The following is a 19,540-nucleotide window of genomic DNA, read 5'->3' as shown; positions in this document are numbered from 1 at the left end:
TGTATGATAAGTTACACCAAAAACTGAAACAAATCGGGCTGGTCGTTCAAGTACTCAAATACAATATTTTGTGCCTGCATTCGCTGGATGAGTGGCTCGAAGTCTTCGCGATGTTTTAACTCGATTCCTACGACGGCGGGGCCGGTCTCCCGGTTTGTTTTCTTGGCATACTCGAAACGACTGATATCGTCATTGGGGCCAAGGACGTTGAGGAAGTCGCGGAAGGCACCGGCACGCTGTGGGAACCGAATAATGAAGTAGTGTTTTAACCCTTCGTAGAGCAACGACCGCTCTTTGATTTCTTCCGTGCGGGTAATGTCGTTATTGCCACCACTAACCAGACAGACGACGTTTTTGCCTTTGATTTCGTCCTTCATCATGTCCAGCGCGGCAATCGTTAAGGCACCCGCTGGTTCGGCTACAATCGCGTCTTCGTCATACAGCTTTAAAATTGTTGTGCAGACTTTCCCTTCGGGTACTAACAGCACGCGATCAAGGTTTTTGCGGCAGATTTCGAACGTCATATCGCCGGGACGTTTTACGGCAGCTCCATCGACAAACTTGTCAATTTTATCGAGTGCTATCACGTGCCCTTCGTCGATAGAAACCTTCATGGAAGGCGAGCCCAGTGGTTCTACACCGATCAGTTTGGTTTTCGGACTTAGTTGTTTAAATACCGTTGACACGCCAGACGCTAATCCACCTCCGCCAATGGCCATGAGCAGGTAATCTATTTTGCCCGTAGCGTCCCGAAGAATCTCCAGGCCAACGGTACCTTGCCCTTCCATCACCAGTACATCATCGAAAGGATGCACAAACGTACTGTCGTGGGTGTTCACGTAATCCATTGCCGCATTGTAAGCATCATCATACGTGTCGCCCATTAACTGAACATCAACGAACTCCTTGCCAAACATGCGTACCTGTTTCACCTTTTGGTTCGGTGTGGTTGTTGGCATGAAAATGGTGCCATGCACTGCCATTTTTCGACAGGCATACGCTAGGCCCTGGGCGTGGTTTCCAGCACTAGCGCACACAACTCCTTTGGCCAACGCTTCGGCCGATAGACTGGCCATTTTATTATAAGCTCCCCGAATCTTGTAGGAACGGACGACCTGCAAATCCTCACGTTTCAGAAAAATGTTAGCCCCGTACCGGTCCGACAGGTTGAGATTTTCCTGTAACGGCGTATGCGCTGCAACGCCCTGAAGCCGCTCGGCAGCTACATATATATTGTCAAGATCAGGTGTAAAACCTATTTTTTCGGAATCGACCACGGCTAACGGAAGTGTTTACGCAAACATACAAAAAGTCAACGGGTGATGGGTGGAGAGATAGGCCAGTGGTGTAGATATTGACCCTAAACGCACTATCGGGTAGTAGCTGGCCTGATGGCTGCTCTCTACCCGATAGGTGAGATAATCTTGATATTGACTAGCTCCGTTCTGGGCGCAACGACCGAACAGCTTTACCAGCCTGCCACATCTCAGAATCACGTAATTCCGCCAATTCAACTTCGAGTTTTTCGCGATAGTCGGGCTGTGAGTTACGGGTGATGCTGATTTCAGCTTGCTCCTGCGATTTTACCGAGTTGTACAACTGCTGGAACACAGGCTTGGTCGCATCGTGGAAAGGCTTCCACCAATCCAGCGCACCACGTTGAGCGGTTGTTGAACAGTTGGCGTACATCCAGTCCATACCGTTTTCAGCAACCAGTGGCATCAGCGATTGGGTTAATTCTTCAACCGTTTCGTTGAAAGCTTCGGATGGGCTGTGGCCATTTTCACGCAAAACTTCATATTGAGCTGCGAAAATACCTTGGATAGCACCCATCAGTGTACCGCGTTCGCCCGTTAAGTCAGACGTTACTTCTTTATAGAAATCAGTTTCGAATAGGTAGCCCGAACCAACACCGATACCCATAGCAATCGCTTTCGTGCGTGCGTTGCCGCTAGCATCCTGATAAACAGCGAAAGACGAGTTCAGCCCTTTACCTTCTACGAACAGACGACGTAGCGAAGTACCCGAACCTTTAGGAGCTACGAGGAATACGTCAACATCGGCAGGCGGAACGATACCGGTTTTTTCTTTATAGGTTACGCCGAATCCGTGTGAGAAATACAGCGATTTGCCAGGTTTGAGGGCTGCTTTTACAGTTGGCCAGAGTTCAATCTGAGCAGCATCGGAGAGCAGGAAGCAGATGATGGTACCTTTTTCGAGGGCTTCTTCGATTTCGAACAAGGTTTCGCCGGGAACCCAGCCGTCAGCAACGGCTTTGTCGTAGGTTTTGCCTTTGCGTTGGCCAACGATAACGTTGAAACCATTGTCGCGCATGTTCAGCGACTGACCAGGGCCTTGAACACCATAACCGATTACGGCGATCACTTCATTCGCCAGTACTTCACGTGCTTTTTCTAACGGAAACTCGTCCCGCGTTACAACTTGCTCTTCTACTCCTCCGAAATTAATCGTTGCCATGTTTAATTGATTTTTGTACTCTGATTTTGGGGTTATTAACTGGTTATGCAAATAATAGTCGTCCTTTGGGTTTAGGAATCTCCCGTTGGAGCGACTGTGCTGTCTCTAGCCATTCCTGAATCACTACTTCTGTATTGGCTAATGCCGCTTGGTAAGTTTCACCGTCAGCCATGCAACCAGGTAGCTCTGGTACTTCAGCGATAAAGGAATTATCCTCATTGCTCCAATAAATGATAATCTCATATTTAGGACTCGCTTCCATCTTCTTCGACGTCAAGTTTATAGCTTACAATTAAGTTTCGTACTTGCTTCACTTGGTATGCTTTTGCTTTCCCTTGTTTAGGTTGAAGGTTAATAATCTCGTCAATACCATCTTTAGAATAAATGTGATGGCTTGCTTTTATTCTCTCTTGAAAGCCAAGCTTTATCAGCAGATTTCGTAGTTCTTCAAAACTGAAGTTGTTATCGGCTGTGCCACGTAACAATTTGATAAGTAGCTTTTCAAACTTCCCCATTAATAAAACTACAGATAAGACTCCCATTCGGCCTCGGGCAGGTACTCGACCAGACCCTTTTCGGTCTTGCCGACAGCTACGCGCCCAGAGCGGACAAATTCAAGAATCTCGTATTGTTTGAGGTAAGCGAAAACCTCGAAAATCTCTGTGTCATTCCCTGTCTTTTCAATCACTACATAGTCCAGGCCCCAGTAAACCACCCAGGCTTTATACTGCTTGTTGATTGTTTCAACATCCAGCGATTTCGTGCCGAGCGACGTTGAGATCTTGAACAGGGCGATTTCATTATAGACAATCTCATCGTTGAGGTAGCCGAATACCGCCAGTACTTCAACGATTTTCCGAATCTGCCGGACAAGCTTTTCGACTTCTTCCCGTGATTCGTGTTTGATTACAATCGTAAAACGCGATATGCCTTTCCGCTCGGTTTCCGACACGGTTAAGCTCTCGATATTAATGCGTCGTCGCGTAAAAATGATCGTGATGCGATTGAGCAACCCGATGGTGTTTTCCGTGAATATGCAAATAGTGTATGTAGTCATGTTGCGTGGTGTCGGGTTCTCAAACCCGACACGGTTTTAAGTGTGTCGGGTTTGAGAACCCGACACCACGTTTATTTCAATCTGATTTGCGCTACACTAGCACCAGCTGGTACCATTGGGAATACGTTCTCTTCTTTTTCAACGATCACTTCTAGTAAGAAAGGCCCGTCGTGATTAAGCATCGTATCGAGTGCATCGGATAAGTTATCGCGCTCGGTACAGGTTTGACCGCTCATGCCGAAACCTTTGGCAATCGTGATGAAATCAGGGTTTTGTAATTCCACGAATGAATACCGACGCTCATGGAACAACTGTTGCCACTGGCGCACCATGCCCAGGAAGTTATTGTTCAGGATGATCGCTTTAACCGGTTGCTTGTTCTGAACAATTGTGCCGAGTTCCTGCAAGGTCATCTGGAAACAACCATCGCCTATGATGGCCACTACCTGACGATCGGGAGCACCGACCTGTGCGCCAAAAGCGGCTGGAAGCGCAAATCCCATGGTGCCCATACCGCCCGACGTTACTAAGCTGTTGGGGCGACGGAATTGGTAATAGCGCGATGCCATCATCTGGTGTTGCCCCACATCGGTTACCAGAATCGATTCGCCTTTGGTTTTGGTCGAAAGCATATCAATTACTTCGGCCATCCTGATTTTTCCGTCGGTGCTGGTTAGTTCAGGAACCGTGATGGTTTCGTTTTCAACAGCATCGTATTTCCGGAATTCATTCCGCCAAACTGTATGGTCGTTTGGTTTTACAAGCGGAAGTAGTGCGTTTAATGCGGCTTTCGCATCGCCAACCACGGGGGCATCGGCCCGGATGATCTTGTCAATTTCGGCCGGGTCAATTTCGATATGAACAACCTTCGCCTGTTTAACGTATTTGCTGGCGTCGCCTGTGACGCGGTCATCGAAGCGCATACCGATAGCAATAATCACATCGGCATGATCTGTCATTACGTTCGGGCCGTAGTTGCCATGCATGCCTAACCAGCCCACGTAGAGGGGGTGATTGGTAGGGATTGTGGATTGACCTAGTAGCGTAGTGGCTACAGGAATGCCTGTTTTTTCGGCAAATGCTTTAAGTTCCTCTTCGGCTTTGGCAATTTGAACGCCGTGACCAACCAGTATATAAGGTCGTTTAGCTGCGTTAATTAATTGAGCAGCCGCTTCAACTTGTTCCTGTTTGGGAACTGTGCGTGGGCGATAGCTGATGAGCGTTTGACACTTTTCGTACACGAAGGGCTTGGTCATCAACTCTAACTGCGCACTTTTGGTAATATCAATCAAAACTGGACCTGGACGACCCGATTGCGCAATATAAAACGCTTTCGAAATAACGTCAGGAACTTCGTTGGCGTCCGTAATCTGATAATTCCACTTGGTAATCGGCATGGTAACGCCCATTACATCCGCTTCCTGAAAAGCATCGGTTCCGAGCAGTTTTTTAGCTACCTGACCCACAATGCAAACCATCGGCGTAGAGTCGATCAGGGCATCGGCAATAGCCGTAACCAGATTCGTTGCGCCTGGACCCGATGTGACCAAACAAACGCCAGCCCGACCCGACACGCGAGCATAGCCTTCGGCAGCATGACCAGCCCCCTGTTCATGACGGACCAGAATGTGGTTAAGTTGATCCTGATAGTCATAAAGGGCGTCGTAGACAGGCATAATGGCTCCACCTGGGTAGCCGAAAATGGTATCTACGCCTTCGGCTAACAGGGCTTTCATCAAGGCATGTGAACCGTTGATGTAGGCAGGAGCCTCTTGTTTTTCGATGGTCTCCGGCATAACGCTGGCAATTGCTTCCATGACGTGTGTTCGGTTTAAGGTCGTATTCAGCTTGTTGGTATACTGTACTTTATAAATTCACCTAGGCTTCGTCCGTTACGCAACCTTCGCTGGCTGACTTCACGTTCCGGATGTATTTGCCCAGAACACCTTTGGTAAATAAAGGGGCGGGCTGTTTCCATTCGCTTTTCCGTTGGGCTAATTCGTCGTCCGAAACGTGTAAAATCAGTTCGCGGGTTGTGGCGTCGATTGTGATACCGTCGCCATCTTTAACCAGCGCGATAGGACCTCCTTCGAAGGCTTCGGGTGTAACGTGGCCTACAACGAAACCGTGCGTACCACCAGAGAAGCGCCCATCAGTAATTAAAGCAACTTTATCGCCAAGGCCTGCACCCATGATGGCTGAAGTTGGCTTCAGCATTTCGCTCATGCCAGGGCCACCTTTAGGGCCAGCATTTCGAATCACAAGTACCTGACCCGCCAGGATTTCGCCTTTCGAGAGCGCTTCGATAATGTCGCCTTCGTGTTCGAATACTTTGGCAACCCCTTCGAATTTTAAGCCTTCTTTGCCCGTAATTTTAGCGACAGCCCCGGTTGGCGATAAATTACCACGCAGAATCTGAATGTGGCCAGTAGCCTTAATAGGCTGGCTCAACGGAAATACGATCTTCTGCGTTTCGAAGTTTAAATCAGAGGCTTCTTCCAGATTCTCGGCAACCGTTTTACCCGTTACAGTCATGCAATCGCCATGAATGAAACCATTCTGGTATAAATACTTCATAACGGCTGGAACACCCCCGATGGCAAGCATATCCTCCATGTAGTATTTACCACTTGGTTTCAGGTCGGCGAGTAGGGGAGTCCGGTCACTGATTGCCTGAATTTCGTCGAGCGTAAGCTGAATGCCAGCCGCCCGTGCAATGGCCAGGTAATGCAACACCGCATTGGTTGATCCGCCAAGCGCCATAACAAGAGTCAGGGCATTTTCGAGTGATTTACGGCTAATGATATCGGCTGGTGTGATGTTGCGCTCAAGCAACAATTTCATGGCCGCACCAATTTTTTTGCACTCTTCCTGCTTGCCTTCGTGCGTAGCCGGATACGTACTGCTGAAAGGCAGACTCAATCCCATCGCTTCGATACTACTGGCCATTGTGTTAGCCGTATACATACCTCCGCAGGCGCCAGCTCCTGGAATTGCGTTTTTGATAACACCCTCGTAATCTTCGTCGGAGATGTTATTTGCGTATTTTTTTCCCAGCGCTTCAAACGCCGAAACGATGTCTAATTTCTGTCCTTTGTAATGTCCCGAACGAATCGTACCACCGTACACCATGATACCTGGACGATCCAGACGAGCCATCGCCATTAGCGCACCCGGCATGTTCTTATCGCAACCCACAACCGTTACCACACCATCGTACCATTGTGCCGAGACAACCGATTCAATCGAGTCGGCAATCAGGTCGCGGCTGGGTAGCGAATAGCGCATGCCGTCGTTCCCGTTCGTCATCCCATCCGATACCCCAATTGTGTTGAAAATTAACCCGACCAATCCATTTGCCTGAATCCCCTGCTTTACATAGACAGAAAGCCCGTTCAGGTGCATGTTGCAGGTGTTTCCTTCGTAGCCCGTACTGGCAATGCCAATCTGGGGCTTCTGCATGTCGTCTTCAGTTAGCCCTACTCCGTAAAGCATAGCTTTGGCGGCTGGGTTACTGACTTCTTGGGTTAGAGTACGACTGAAGCGGTTTAATTCGGTAGTAGGTTGTTCGGCAATCATAATTAACAATTAGCGAAATTTCGCTGATGGTGTAATAACGCTGTAAAGAAAAGTTATGTTTTTATGAAAGGCAAGAAAAATCGGATTATTTGTTAGTTAAAATGGGTACTTATTACTTTTGAGGTATGACAACAGAAACAGCTTCGCATTACGATCATCTGGAGCAAATGTCGGTTCACGACTTGCTGACTAATATTAATAAGGAAGATAAGACCGTACCCCTTGCCGTTGAGAAGGCAATTCCGCAGATTGAAGCGCTGGTAACGGAAATTGTAAAACGGATGAAACAAGGTGGTCGACTCATATATATCGGTGCCGGAACCAGCGGTCGGCTTGGGGTTGTCGATGCCTCCGAATGTCCGCCAACCTACGGCGTCCCACACGATTTAGTAATTGGCCTGATGGCAGGTGGCGATGGCGCTATTCGCAAAGCCGTTGAATTTGCCGAAGACGATGCAGAACAAGCCTGGAAAGACATTGCGCCCTATCAGCCCGACGAATTGGATACGGTTATCGGTATTGCAGCCTCTGGCCGAACGCCTTATGTTATTGGCGGTTTACAGGAAGCCCGTAAGGCTGGTCTGCTGACCGGTTGTATTGTCTGCAACGAAGGCTCGGCGGTAGCGCAGGCGGCTGAATATCCGGTAGAAGTTGTGACAGGCCCCGAATTCGTAACGGGTAGTACACGTATGAAAGCCGGAACCGCACAGAAATTGGTTCTGAACATGGTCTCTACCTCGGTTATGATTCAGTTAGGCCGGGTGAAAGGGAATAAAATGGTCGATATGCAACTGACCAATATAAAGCTTCAGGATCGGGCGGCTAAAATGGTGATGAGTGAGATTGGCGTTGGTCGGCAAGAAGCCGAAGCCTTACTCGCGAAGTTCGGAAATGTTCGCGGTGCTATTGAGGGCTTCGCTCAGGCTAAGGAATGAGTTGGGATGGAGTGATTGGATAGTCTGTTGCATCTTCTTTCGGAAATAATAGATTGACGTATTTTTTGTCATTTCGACGTCAGGAGAAATCTTAAGCTTGACTAATGAGTGGCTTTGAGATTTCTCCTGACGTCGAAATGACAAAAAAACTTGCAGAAAGATGACGAACAAAAAGGTACTACTTATCGGTCGTAACCCAAACGTGTTGGCCAACCTGGCTTTAGCTTTAAGGGATGACGGCTTCGTTGTTAAAACGACAAGCGCTATTGAACAGGCTAGTCAGGATTTCAATGCGGCTGATTTCGATGTAGTCGCTTTTGGTCGTGGTATTGATGTTGCTACAAATGCAGCTCTTAGAGCTAGTTTCCTGGAGCAGAATCCAACGGCTCTGTTTGTTGATGGGTTAGCGCCGGTTATTTCGCTGTTGGTAAAGCAGATCAAACTTGCCGTAGCACCCCATTCTACTAGCAAAAAAGTAATCACGAATTTTAGCTACGATAAGACCAGTCCATTACAAATTAATGTTTCTGTGGCTATTGATTGTCAACTGACAATAGATCTGTATCAACTCGATGCCATTCATACCACCCTACAAAAAACGCTCGTTTCGGAGTTTGTTAAGGCCGGAAATCATACATTCCCAATCGAAGCTTTCCTTGATCTGACGTCAACTATTAATTTTTTGGTAGCAGAAGTTGATAGCCTTGAGCTGACTGTTTTGCCGCTTTAATTAAGCGTTCGCGTACCCGTCGGTTTTGTTTTTACCTGCTCACATTTTGTTAATAGCTGTGCTGTTTCAGCTAAGCAGCGGATAAGCGAAAAACAACCAACTGTGGTAGTGGACTTGACTGATAATACGGGTTGGCTGTGTTGATCGACGACTAAATGCCAGCCGCTCTGTTTAGCATCGGGGAAATTATGAAACGTATAATCGTGGATGCGTTTGAACCACTTGAGGCAGTCGGGCTGACGGGTATAGAAATAGCTTTTTAGCAAAGCAGTTAATGCTTCGACATGAACCCAGGCCCATTTTTGTTGCCAATCGGGGAAAAGAATCGGCTGCTGCTTGATGTCTACATATTGGTTTAATCCTCCCCCAGCTTCTTCCCACGCTTGCTCGCACAAGCGTAGGCACCAGCCCGTAGCCTGAGCAGCCAGCTTGCGATTCGTGTTACTAAATGGACTTGTTCTGGGTTGACTACTTTCGGCTGAAAAGTCAAGCAGATAACTGGCCGCCCGGAATGTTAGTCCTACGTTGATTCGTCGTCCTTCGGGTGTGTTCACAAATGAACCTTCGGGTAAAACATATTCCCGCAATACATCAATCCGGCGGTCGACAAACTCAGTCAGCAATTCTTGTACGATACTATCCGTAGCGTTTTTCCAGGTTTCCTCGTCCAGAAGAGGCTGAATTTCCTGAAGCGTTTTAAGGACGGCTATTGGTTCGCTCAGGTGTCGCATTTGCCGAAAGCCGCCAAGGGTTGCCGCTTGTGCCGTTCGAACTTCATCGTGCCGTTCCAATAGATCGACAAATGTCTGTTTGGTCAGCATGCCCCATTCGTCATCGCCTGTTGCCCGATGGAGTTGTGCGTAAGCCATCACGACAGAGCAATCAGGAATAAGGTCTGTAGAAGGAGCTACCGGTCGGCCCAGTCGGTCGAGTTGGTCGTAGCAGGAAAGCGTGTCTGTATGGGAAAACTGACTTAAGAAGGTGGCACCGTGCCGGGCGTGTTCGAGCCAGGTGGGTTGGCCGTCGAGCGTATTATAAAGCCAGGCAAAAGCCCAGACCTGTTGAGCTTGCTGACTAACGAATTTATCCCCCTCAATTATCTCGCCCGTTGCTGATAGTAGATCAAAATATCCACCGCATTGGTCATCCCGGCTATGTTTAAGCCAGAAGGGTACAACCTGCCGTAGCAGCGCCTGTTGATAGGTAGCGGAGAGTTTTTGAAAGTCAAGCAAAGGGATTTACGAATTACGGGGTACGATTTACGAGTTAAGGTGACGCGAAAATACATCGTAATTCGTACCCCGTAATTCGTAAATCAATATACTTTCTCTACTTCGCGGTGCTCTTTCTCTTCTGGCAACACGAATTTCATGGGTTTTCCAACCTGATCGGGTAATAGCGCAATATTGAGTACCTGATCTACGGTATCGGCATAGTGGAAGGTCAGGTCTTTAATGTAAGACTGATTGATTTCCTCAATGTCTTTCCGGTTTTTCGAGCAGAGAATAATTTCTTTAATACCTGCCCGGTTGGCCGCCAGAATCTTTTCTTTGATACCGCCCACGGGCAATACCTTACCCCGAAGCGTTACCTCGCCCGTCATTGCCAGATAAGGCTTAACCTTACGCTGGGTATAAATTGACGTCATAGAGGTCAGCATAGTTATCCCTGCCGACGGGCCATCTTTGGGCACGGCTCCGGCTGGAATATGAATGTGCAGATCGTAATGGTTGAAGACTCGGTAATCGATACCCAAATCATCGGCATGCGCCTTCAGATAGGATAGAGCTGTAACGGCCGATTCTTTCATGACGTCGCCCAACTGGCCTGATAATGTAAGGATTCCTTTACCCCGACTCAAGCTAGACTCAATAAGCAGAATTTCACCCCCAACCTGCGTCCAGGCCAAACCGGTTACAATACCCGCAATATCGTCGTCGGCATAGAGTTCCTTATCGAAAATCTCCGCACCGAGCATTTTCGAAATATCTGTAGCCTTAACAGTATGGTTATACTCCTCCTCCATCGCAATGGATTTGGCGATTTTCCGTACCAGGGCACCAATTTTCTGCTCCAGATTCCGCACACCCGACTCGCGAGTGTAGCCTTCAATGATGCGCAGAATGGCTTTATCTTCAATTACCAGGTCTTTGGGTTTCAGACCATGATCTTTCCGTTGCTTCGGAATCAGGTACTTTTTCGCAATCTGAACTTTCTCCTCAACGGTATACCCGGCAATGTCGATAATCTCCATCCGGTCGCGCAGAGCAGGGTGGATTGTATCGAGCGAGTTGGCTGTAGCGATGAACAACACCCGAGAGAGATCGAACTCCGTTTCGAGGTAATTGTCCATGAACGTCGAGTTCTGTTCTGGGTCCAGTACTTCAAGCAGGGCTGACGATGGATCGCCCCGGAAATCAGAACTTACTTTATCGATCTCATCCAGAATAAAGACCGGATTGGCGGTGCCGCACTTCCGAATGTTCTGGATAATCTTACCGGGCATGGCGCCAATGTAGGTTTTACGGTGTCCCCGAATTTCGGCTTCGTCGTGAACGCCACCCAATGCCATCCGGCTATATTTCCGACCTAATGCCTTGGCCACGGACTTCCCTAGTGAAGTTTTACCCACACCCGGAGGGCCATAAAGGCAAAGAATCGGCGCCTTCATGTCGTTCTTAAGTTTCAGAACGGCGAGGTATTCAATGATCCGTTCTTTTACTTTCTCGAGCCCGAAATGGTCACTGTCCAGAATTTTCTGGGCACGCTTCAGGTCGAAGTTGTCTTTGGTGTATTCGTTCCAGGGGAGGTCGACCATCAACTCCACGTAATTCATTGTCACCGGGTATTCCGGAGCCATTGGGTTAATACGCTGGAGTTTGTTGAGTTCTTTATCAAAATGGCCCCGCACCTCTGTCGACCATTTTTTGCGGTCGGCTTTCATGCGCAGCTCATCAATTTCGCGGTCGGGATTGTCCATTCCCAATTCATCCTGAAGCACTTTCATCTGCTGCCGCAGGTAATAATCGCGCTGCTGTTGATCGAGATCTGACGAAGCTTTAGACTGAATTTCACGCTTTAATTCCAGCAACTGAACTTCTCGAAGCATGTATTCGAGTAGCAGACTTGCCTGCTGATTTCCGTCTGTCAGTTCTAACAGCCGTTGTTTATCAGCAACATCAGCATTTAAGTTCGAAGATAAAAAGTGCAGTAAAAACGTAGGACTCTCGATATTGTCGAGCGCAATACGAGCCTCCTGAGGAATCTCGGGGTTAAGCCGAAGGGTTTTATAGGCTGCATCTTTCAACGATTGCAGCATGGCTTTCCCTTCTTTTTTATTGGTATTCGCGCTGGGGAAAATATCGTCAATCTGACGGACCTTTGCGGTTATAAACGGCTCTTCCTGAGTGATTTCCTGAATTTCAAAACGTTTCTTCCCTTGAATGATAATCGTAATATTACCATCAGGAAGCGTAATCATTTTGATAATATAGGCCACCGTTCCGAATCGATAGAGATCATCGGCGGTCGGTTCATCTTTCTGTTGATTTAGCTGTGCAGCTACGCCAATAATTCGATTACCCTTATATGCTTTTTTTACCAGTCTGATTGATTTAGCTCGTCCCACGGTAACAGGAATGACCATGCCAGGGAACAAAACGGTATTACGAACCGGCAAAATGGGAAGGTTTGCCGGTAACTCATAGTCTTCATCTAAACCCTCGGGCGAACCGAGGGGTACAATCTCTAAATTATCCGAATCAAAATCGGCCAACATCAAACGGGTCGCAAGTTCTTTTTCTGAAATCATACGTACACTGCCAGTCTGGCAGCATTCAATAATGGGTTGGTGCCTACTAGATTAGGAAAGGCAAGGGAAATGAGGTAGTTGCAAGCGTCATGCCAATCATATGCTTATGACGAATTGACACCCCAATTGTTACTAACACAAAACTAACTAATTAGGCAGCTTAATGGCTTAGAAATTTATTAATCGAACGAAATGTCCTGAACGGGCTGATTTTTTCGAAAAACAAACGTTTTTTTCTGGTTTTGATAGCGAATATTGACCATATTAACCTGGTCGTCAAATAGCTCCATTAAGGCGTTTTGCTTCAATAGGCCACCCTTAAATGGTTCACTATGAGGCATTTCCAGGTAAATCCAGTTCGCTTCGGCTTCAACTTCGTGTCCAACGTATTTGAACGATTTAGTTTGCTTCTGCGGATTTACATACGAAAAGTGGGCCTGTATATATTTCTCGATCAATGGATCATTTTTTTCACCCGATCCACTCAAATTAATTTTACTGGATGAAGCAGCCGAAAGCGCCTTTTCAAAATCGTCGGTAAAGATTCGAATACTGATCTCGAAAGTTCTCTCTTTCGCGTTGTACTCCATCTGCGTAACACTGGCATGAAAATCGTGGGCCGGACGATTGGCAGTCAGGCTAATGAGCGAAAGGCAGATGAATAATTTTTGAATCACAGGGACTACAAAAGATAACGCTGGGAACCTGGGATACCCTACTCCCGAAGGAAGCATCCTAGATTCCCAGCGCTTAAATTAGTTAAAAAACGGCCTTAAATACGTCGTTGAAAATGGCGAAGGCCATTAAACCAAGCAAGAGAACCATGCCTACTTTTTGGGCACCTTCCAGGAAGCGATCGGATGGTTTACGACCTGAAATAATCTCATAGCTAAGAATCGTTGCATGGCCACCATCAAGCGCAGGAATAGGTAGTGCGTTCATGAATGCGAGTGCCATCGAGAGCAAGCCTGTAACGGTCCAGAAACGATCCCAACGCCAGATACCTCCAAAGAGATTTTGCGCAATACCAATAGGGCCGCTCAATGCTTTAGAGGCCGATACTTCACCCCGGAAAATCTTTCCGAACCCTTTAATGTTATCGAAAACTACCTGAAAAGCCCGTTGCGTACCGACCGATAAGGCTTCGCCAAATGTATACTCCTGGGTGGTCATAGGCAGAAGCAACTCAGGGTAAAATCCGATAGTACCATCAGGGGTTGTCGTCATCGTGAGTGTTTCAGACTTCCCATTCCGATTGATGGTGAGTGTCAAAGGCTTTTCTTTCAGCGGTTTTACAACTTCCGTAAATTCATGATAGAACTGAATCGGTTTTCCGTTCGCACTGGTAATAATATCACCTGCTTTTAAACCTGCTTTCGTGGCGGGTTGACCAGGCACCAATTCAGCAACTTTGAACGGCTCGATTGGCTCAATAAATTGTCCAGCGGCTTTTTTATCGGCTAATTTATCCACGAAATTATTCGGGATGTAGATGTCCATCTGTTTGCCATTGCGCTCGATCGTATAGGAGCTGTTATTGCCTAAAAACACATCGGAGCTACGGATTTCGTTGAAATCGGTAATTTCTTTCCCGTTGACTTTGATAATCTTATCACCGGTTTGTAAGCCAATACTTTTCGCTAAATCGTAGGCGACTATACCATACTTAGCATCCTTGGCCGCCAGATACGTATTGCCGTTTTTATAGGCCAGAATGACGAAAATCATAATACCGACAATGACGTTCACGATAATACCACCGAGCATCACAATCAGGCGTTGCCAGGCTGGTTTCGAGCGAAATTCGTACGGTTGAGGTTCGGTATCGGTATGGGCTGTATCGAGCGATTCGTCGATCATCCCCGAAATTTTCACAAAACCACCTAGTGGGATCGCTCCGATACCGTATTCGGTTTCGCCCTTTTTAATACTCCAGACTTTAGGAGGAAACCCAATAAAATACTGCTCAACGCGCATCCCAAAGGCTTTGGCCGCCAAAAGGTGCCCTAACTCGTGTAATCCAACTAAAATTGACAGACCCAAAATGAGCTGTCCTCCCATTACTAAAATTTCCATGTATTCAGAACCGAGATAAAGTCAAATTTTAATATTATTTAACAACCACTGTTTAGTTCGCTCAACGCTTACATTCTCAACCGCACACGAACATAAAACTATATTTAGGGCACTATGACGATAAAAACGTTGTGAATAGCTGATATAATACAAACAGCTAAACCAAACTTTTAATTCGTTCTGTAGCCAGCCGACGGGTTTCCTCATCTGTACTTACGTAGTCATCGTAAGTGGGGCTTTGAATGAAAGTCGCTTTCGCTAAACAGCTTTCAATCAATTCAGAGATTTCCAGAAAACCAATCTGATCGTTCAGGAAAGCCTCTACTGCTACTTCATTGGCTGCGTTGATAATGCAGGCTGCGTTGCCGCCTTTGTCGAGCGCATCGAAAGCGAGTTGTAAATTACGAAACGTTTCCCGGTCGGGCTGCTCAAATGTGAGGGACGGATAATCCAGGAAGTTGAACCGGGGAAAATCTGATTTTAACCGATTGGGGTAGCCTAACGCAAACTGGATTGGGAGTCGCATATCGGGCAAACCCATTTGCGCTTTCAGGCTTCCATCCTCGAACTGCACAAGAGAATGAATGATGCTTTGCGGATGAACGACTACATCAATTTGATTGGAGCGAAGGCCAAACAGCCATTTGGCTTCGATAACCTCAAGCCCTTTGTTCATGAGTGTGGCCGAGTCGATGGTGATTTTGGCTCCCATTGTCCAGTTCGGATGTTTGAGCGCCTGCGCTTTCGTGACCGTCGATAAAAACCCCCGCGATTTTCCCCGGAATGGTCCACCCGATGCCGTCAGGATAATTTTCTCGATTGGGTTATGAAATTCACCGACTAAGCATTGAAAAATAGCGGAGTGTTCTGAATCGACAGGGTATATATTCACCCCTTTCTGGGCAGCCAGTTGGGTAATCAGTTCTCCGGCTACAACCAACGTTTCTTTGTTAGCCAAGGCGATGGACTTGCCTGCTTCAATGGCTTTAATAGTGGGCAATAATCCCGCATAACCAACCATAGCAGTCAGCACCATATCGATGGTATCCATCTGAACAACAGAAGCAACGGACTTTGCGCCAGCGTAAACTTTAATGTCAAGGGGATCAAGAGCCGAGAAAACCTGATCGTAGCGGTCTTCGTTACAGATCACAACGACATTGGGTTTTAGGTCGATAGCTTGTTGAATAAGCAATTCGGCGTTGTTGTTCGTGGTCAGTACCTCAACCTGAAACTGGTCGGGGTGGGCCTTTATCACATCGACGGCCTGGGTTCCAATGGAGCCAGTCGAGCCGAGGATGGCGATGTGGCGTTTTTTAGATTCAGTCATGTAGTTTTTAGTAAGCCAAAATTGACTTTCACTGCTAGTTCTTCTTCGAGGGCGCGGATAAAATAGACACCTTCTGGGTAGTCAATAATCAGATTGTCAATATATTGCTGTGCAGACTGATTTAGGTTATCAATCTGTTGCTTTTTCGATTTAATATAACGTTTACGTTGATCAGATAATTTGGCATTATCTAAATCTAATAAACGTATGAGGTTTTGAGCTTCTATGTCCTCTGGATCAGCCGCAGCATAATTACCATCAAAATATAAGATTCGCTTTTCTAAATCCTCTGCGGTTGGATGAAGTATAGGTTCAATCCATCTATTTGATTTTCTGACGTTCCACAGACTTTTAACAAGAAACCAATTCGTATAGCCGTCACGATCTGTATTTTTAAGCGTCGGATTGAAATGCTCAATATGAGCGTCATTTGAAACTTCGAAATGTGTTTCAGTATAGGCGCAGATATTATATTGCTCTTTTGCCAGAAGTTGTCTTAACTCATCGTTGTTCCCGTCTTTGTAAGTTAATTGGCGTTCAATAATTTTCGAATCAGCCGATTTAATAATACGTCGCATGCTGATTAAAATTTATACTGATCACCAAGCCTAGCCTGTTCGACTATTAATTCTTTCTGCCGCACAGGATCTTTTTCATTTTTTATTTCCACAAATAAATTTCTGTACCGCTCATAAGCATCCAAACCGGGTTGCAACATCAATTCTTCCATTCCAAAATCCTCACTTAAAATATCATTAGGGTCGTCACCTTCGGGGGCAACACCGTTATGAAAATTCACTTCACCATTTTCGTTGAAATATAAAATAAACCGTTCACAAGGCTCAAAGGCTGATGCGATGATAGGTGAGTGAGTAGCGAAGAAAAATTGGGCTTCTGGTGCTAGGGAAGTATAGTAGTTGATTAAAATTCGCTGAATGTCTGGAAACAAGGAACGTTCGGGTTCGTCAAATAGAATGACTGTTCCAGTTGTGTCAAATTTATAAATAGGAATGGCTGTCGCCAGAAGTTGGCGGGTCCCTGCACTGAGATAAGAGTTTTCAATGTGAATTCCTTGGTTTGTTTTAATTACTATAGGTACTTTATCACCTTCAGTATCTATCTCAAGAAAAAAGTGTTTTAGGAGCGGGTTTAAACAAGCATTAGCTAAATCAGTTCGAGGGTTTGTAGTATGTTTTTTCCAGTGTATTAGTTTATCAATCACACTGTTTATAGATGAGGAGTCCGCTTCGTGAACGATGCTTCTAGCAAAACTTTTACCAGTTTCGTCATACTCAAAGATTTCTTTTAAGATATATCGCCATATATCCATTGATTTACGTTCGCCTAAACTTACGACTCGGTTAAGGCCAGCTACCTTGATTCTATTTTTTCTCTTCTCTATTTCTTGTTCAATTTCAGTATCTGTCTTTATGAAATCAGAAAAGGACTGAGGAGCTTTTTCTTGGTCAACTAAGAATGCATCTGCATCTTGTGCTATAGAATCTTTTATAAAGAGACATAATTTATTTGTGTCAATTAAATCATATTGTTGGCTTTTTGTGAGCTTTTTTGTGAACCAATTGTCCAAAAATTCTTTATCAGATTTCTCTACTTCGGAATTTCGATTAAATAGTAAAAGTGCACCTTTTATGTCAATAAGGTATTTAATGCCAAAAATGGAATCTGGCATATAATTGTCTAATGAATAATCTTTATTTAATGTTATTGAGACTCGTGATACTTGATTAAGTTCTTGCAATAAATCCCAAATTACATTCAACAACGTCGTCTTCCCCGTCCCACTCTGCCCAATAAAACACACTTTATCCAAAGGCTGCCCTTCTTTGGAATGTCCTTTCGGATAAGTAAAATCAAACTTTATATTTTTAAACTGGCGGTACTCCCCAATTTCGATACCGGTTATTTTCATTCTACCTTTCCATTACACAGTGTGCATTACCTCCAATAACCCATCGGCAATCTTCCGATCATTTGCCAAACGCGGCACTTTGTTCTGCCCGCCTAATTTTCCCTGCGATTTCATGTACCGTTGGAAAGCCCCACGTGGCAAACTTGTCAATTTTAGCGGTTGTAGGATGGAACCCGTAATTAAGTCGTCGTAATATACGTTTAGTTTCGTCAGGCGGTTGTCTACGTCCTGGGCAAAGGCGACTGGATCGTCGGGGGGCGTGGCAAACTCAACCAGCCATTCATGATAGGGAAGCCCTTCTTTCGGGCTAACCATTGGTGCCACGGTGAACTCGACAACTTCAACTTCAGGGTGTTTTTCCATTGCATCTTTCAGGGCTTTCTCCACTTCCTCACCTATCACATGTTCGCCAAAAGCCGAAATGAAATGCTTAATCCGGCCCGTTACTAACAATCGGTACGGCTCTCGCGATACAAACTTAACGGTGTCGCCAAGTGAGTACCCCCATAAGCCAGCGTTGTTGTTGATAATGACCGCGTAGTTTTTGCCTAACTCCACTTCGTCGATGGTTAGTCGGCGCGGGTTTTCGCTGAAATAGTCGTCGGCAGCAATAAATTCGAAAACGATACCACTGTCTAAAAGCATCAACAAACCTTCTTCGGTCTGGCTGTCCTGAAACGCAATGAAGCCTTCGGAGGCTGGGTAGGTCTCAATCGAATCGATACGCTTGCCTATGCTTTCGAATAACTTAGCGCGATAGGGTTCGAAGTTTACGCCCCCATAGACAAACAGCGAGAAATCGGGGAAAACGTCTTTGATCAATTTCCCGGTCCGCTCCTGAATACGGTCGAAATACATCTGTACCCAGGGCGGAATCCCCGAAATGAGGGACATTGGTTGGGTAATCGTCTCGTCGATAACTTTTTCCAGTTTGGTTTCCCAATCGTCAATAACGTTGGTCTCGTAACTGGGTAGCTGATTGGTGCGCAAATAGGCCGGAACGTGATGATTGACGATCCCCGACAAGCGCCCAATGTTTATGCCTGCTTTTTGAGTAAGTTCAGGGCTGCCAGACAGAAAAATAAGCTTCTTGTCCAGAAAGGCACTGTTTCCCGTTTCGTTAATGTAGTTCAGCAGCGCGTCGCGGGCCGAGTTTATGTGGTTAGGAATAGACTCCTGAGAGATCGGAATGTATTTGACGCCGGAAGTTGTACCGGACGTTTTCGCAAAATAGAGAGGTTTTCCTTTCCAGAGTACGTCGCTGTCTCCGTGCAAAACCTGCTCGATATAGGGTTTCAGATCTTCGTAGTCACGAACAGGTACAGCCTGCCTGAATTCGTCGATTGTTTGAATATCTTTGAATTTGTGATCCCGGCCAAAAATAGTGTTACGTCCCCCGTCGATCAACTGGCGAAACCAACGCTGCTGAGTCTGGGCAGGCTGATACATCCAGTTTTGCTGACGCTCGACAACCCACCTGGCCAACGGCTTACTAACAATTGAACGAATTCCCATAATGATGCAAAAGTAATGCTTATTTGAATGATGAATGATGACGGTGCCGCCCGCGCGGTGATAAATGATGCGTTATGAACTTCTAAGAACTTTCTAAAA

The 19,540-nt window shown here is 46.2% G+C and carries 17 protein-coding genes; 2 read left to right on the top strand and 15 right to left on the bottom strand.

Annotated features, from left to right (window positions below; translation table 11 throughout):
* Positions 1-11: 11 nt before the first annotated feature.
* From ilvA to ilvD, 7 genes are all read right to left on the bottom strand, one after another.
* Positions 12-1,277 carry a threonine ammonia-lyase gene (ilvA, locus tag ACYVGR_RS18975; RefSeq protein WP_460959522.1) on the bottom strand — a complete coding sequence of 422 codons (1,266 nt, stop codon included), beginning with the start codon at positions 1,275-1,277 and terminating at the stop codon, positions 12-14.
* Between the two features lie 157 nt (positions 1,278-1,434).
* Positions 1,435-2,478, bottom strand: coding sequence for a ketol-acid reductoisomerase (gene ilvC / locus ACYVGR_RS18970; RefSeq protein WP_460959520.1), 1,044 nt, complete (start codon positions 2,476-2,478; stop codon positions 1,435-1,437).
* Positions 2,479-2,521: 43 nt separating this feature from the next.
* A complete protein-coding gene (locus ACYVGR_RS18965; RefSeq protein WP_460959518.1) occupies positions 2,522-2,740 on the bottom strand; it encodes a type II toxin-antitoxin system HicB family antitoxin in 219 nt (72 codons plus the stop codon).
* On the bottom strand, positions 2,724-3,020 hold the full coding sequence (locus ACYVGR_RS18960) for a type II toxin-antitoxin system HicA family toxin (RefSeq protein WP_460959516.1): 297 nt from the start codon (positions 3,018-3,020) through the stop codon (positions 2,724-2,726). The genes ACYVGR_RS18965 and ACYVGR_RS18960 overlap by 17 nt, the downstream gene beginning before the upstream one ends.
* Positions 3,002-3,535, bottom strand: coding sequence for an acetolactate synthase small subunit (gene ilvN / locus ACYVGR_RS18955; RefSeq protein WP_460959514.1), 534 nt, complete (start codon positions 3,533-3,535; stop codon positions 3,002-3,004). The genes ACYVGR_RS18960 and ilvN overlap by 19 nt, the downstream gene beginning before the upstream one ends.
* A 71-nt stretch (positions 3,536-3,606) precedes the next feature.
* A complete protein-coding gene (ilvB, locus tag ACYVGR_RS18950; RefSeq protein WP_460959512.1) occupies positions 3,607-5,352 on the bottom strand; it encodes a biosynthetic-type acetolactate synthase large subunit in 1,746 nt (581 codons plus the stop codon).
* Positions 5,353-5,413: 61 nt separating this feature from the next.
* Entirely contained in the window at positions 5,414-7,114 is a 1,701-nt protein-coding gene (gene ilvD / locus ACYVGR_RS18945; protein ID WP_460959510.1) for a dihydroxy-acid dehydratase, read from the bottom strand.
* 125 nt (positions 7,115-7,239) lie between these two features.
* Between ilvD and murQ the strand changes: the two genes are divergently transcribed.
* Positions 7,240-8,049, top strand: a complete 810-nt coding sequence (gene murQ / locus ACYVGR_RS18940; protein ID WP_460959508.1) for an N-acetylmuramic acid 6-phosphate etherase — start codon at positions 7,240-7,242, stop codon at positions 8,047-8,049.
* Between the two features lie 160 nt (positions 8,050-8,209).
* Positions 8,210-8,779 (top strand): hypothetical protein, encoded by a 570-nt coding sequence (locus tag ACYVGR_RS18935; RefSeq protein WP_460959506.1) that lies wholly within the window; start codon positions 8,210-8,212, stop codon positions 8,777-8,779.
* Here ACYVGR_RS18935 and ACYVGR_RS18930 read toward each other — a convergent pair.
* The 8 genes from ACYVGR_RS18930 to ACYVGR_RS18895 all read right to left on the bottom strand — a co-directional run bounded on the left by ACYVGR_RS18930 (position 8,776) and on the right by ACYVGR_RS18895 (position 19,441).
* On the bottom strand, positions 8,776-10,011 hold the full coding sequence (locus ACYVGR_RS18930) for an AGE family epimerase/isomerase (RefSeq protein ID WP_460959505.1): 1,236 nt from the start codon (positions 10,009-10,011) through the stop codon (positions 8,776-8,778). The genes ACYVGR_RS18935 and ACYVGR_RS18930 overlap by 4 nt on opposite strands.
* Positions 10,012-10,094: 83 nt before the next feature.
* Positions 10,095-12,590 carry an endopeptidase La gene (gene lon, locus ACYVGR_RS18925; RefSeq protein ID WP_460959503.1) on the bottom strand — a complete coding sequence of 832 codons (2,496 nt, stop codon included), beginning with the start codon at positions 12,588-12,590 and terminating at the stop codon, positions 10,095-10,097.
* A gap of 179 nt (positions 12,591-12,769) precedes the next feature.
* Complete coding sequence (locus ACYVGR_RS18920) at positions 12,770-13,267, bottom strand: DUF6702 family protein (protein ID WP_460959501.1); 498 nt, start codon at positions 13,265-13,267, stop codon at positions 12,770-12,772.
* Positions 13,268-13,349: 82 nt separating this feature from the next.
* The gene (gene rseP, locus ACYVGR_RS18915) at positions 13,350-14,666 is read right to left on the bottom strand and encodes an RIP metalloprotease RseP (protein ID WP_460959499.1); all 1,317 of its coding nucleotides are present in this window, start codon (positions 14,664-14,666) and stop codon (positions 13,350-13,352) included.
* Positions 14,667-14,823: 157 nt separating this feature from the next.
* A complete protein-coding gene (locus ACYVGR_RS18910) occupies positions 14,824-15,996 on the bottom strand; it encodes a 1-deoxy-D-xylulose-5-phosphate reductoisomerase (RefSeq protein WP_460959496.1) in 1,173 nt (390 codons plus the stop codon).
* A complete protein-coding gene (locus tag ACYVGR_RS18905) occupies positions 15,993-16,574 on the bottom strand; it encodes an HNH endonuclease family protein (RefSeq protein ID WP_460959495.1) in 582 nt (193 codons plus the stop codon). The genes ACYVGR_RS18910 and ACYVGR_RS18905 overlap by 4 nt, the downstream gene beginning before the upstream one ends.
* A gap of 5 nt (positions 16,575-16,579) precedes the next feature.
* On the bottom strand, positions 16,580-17,926 hold the full coding sequence (locus tag ACYVGR_RS18900) for an AAA family ATPase (RefSeq protein WP_460959493.1): 1,347 nt from the start codon (positions 17,924-17,926) through the stop codon (positions 16,580-16,582).
* A gap of 12 nt (positions 17,927-17,938) precedes the next feature.
* Complete coding sequence (locus tag ACYVGR_RS18895) at positions 17,939-19,441, bottom strand: GH3 auxin-responsive promoter family protein (RefSeq protein WP_460959491.1); 1,503 nt, start codon at positions 19,439-19,441, stop codon at positions 17,939-17,941.
* Between the last annotated feature and the right edge of the window lie 99 nt (positions 19,442-19,540).

The organism is Spirosoma litoris (assembly GCF_054776755.1).
This window is presented reverse-complemented; position numbering and strand designations above follow the sequence as displayed.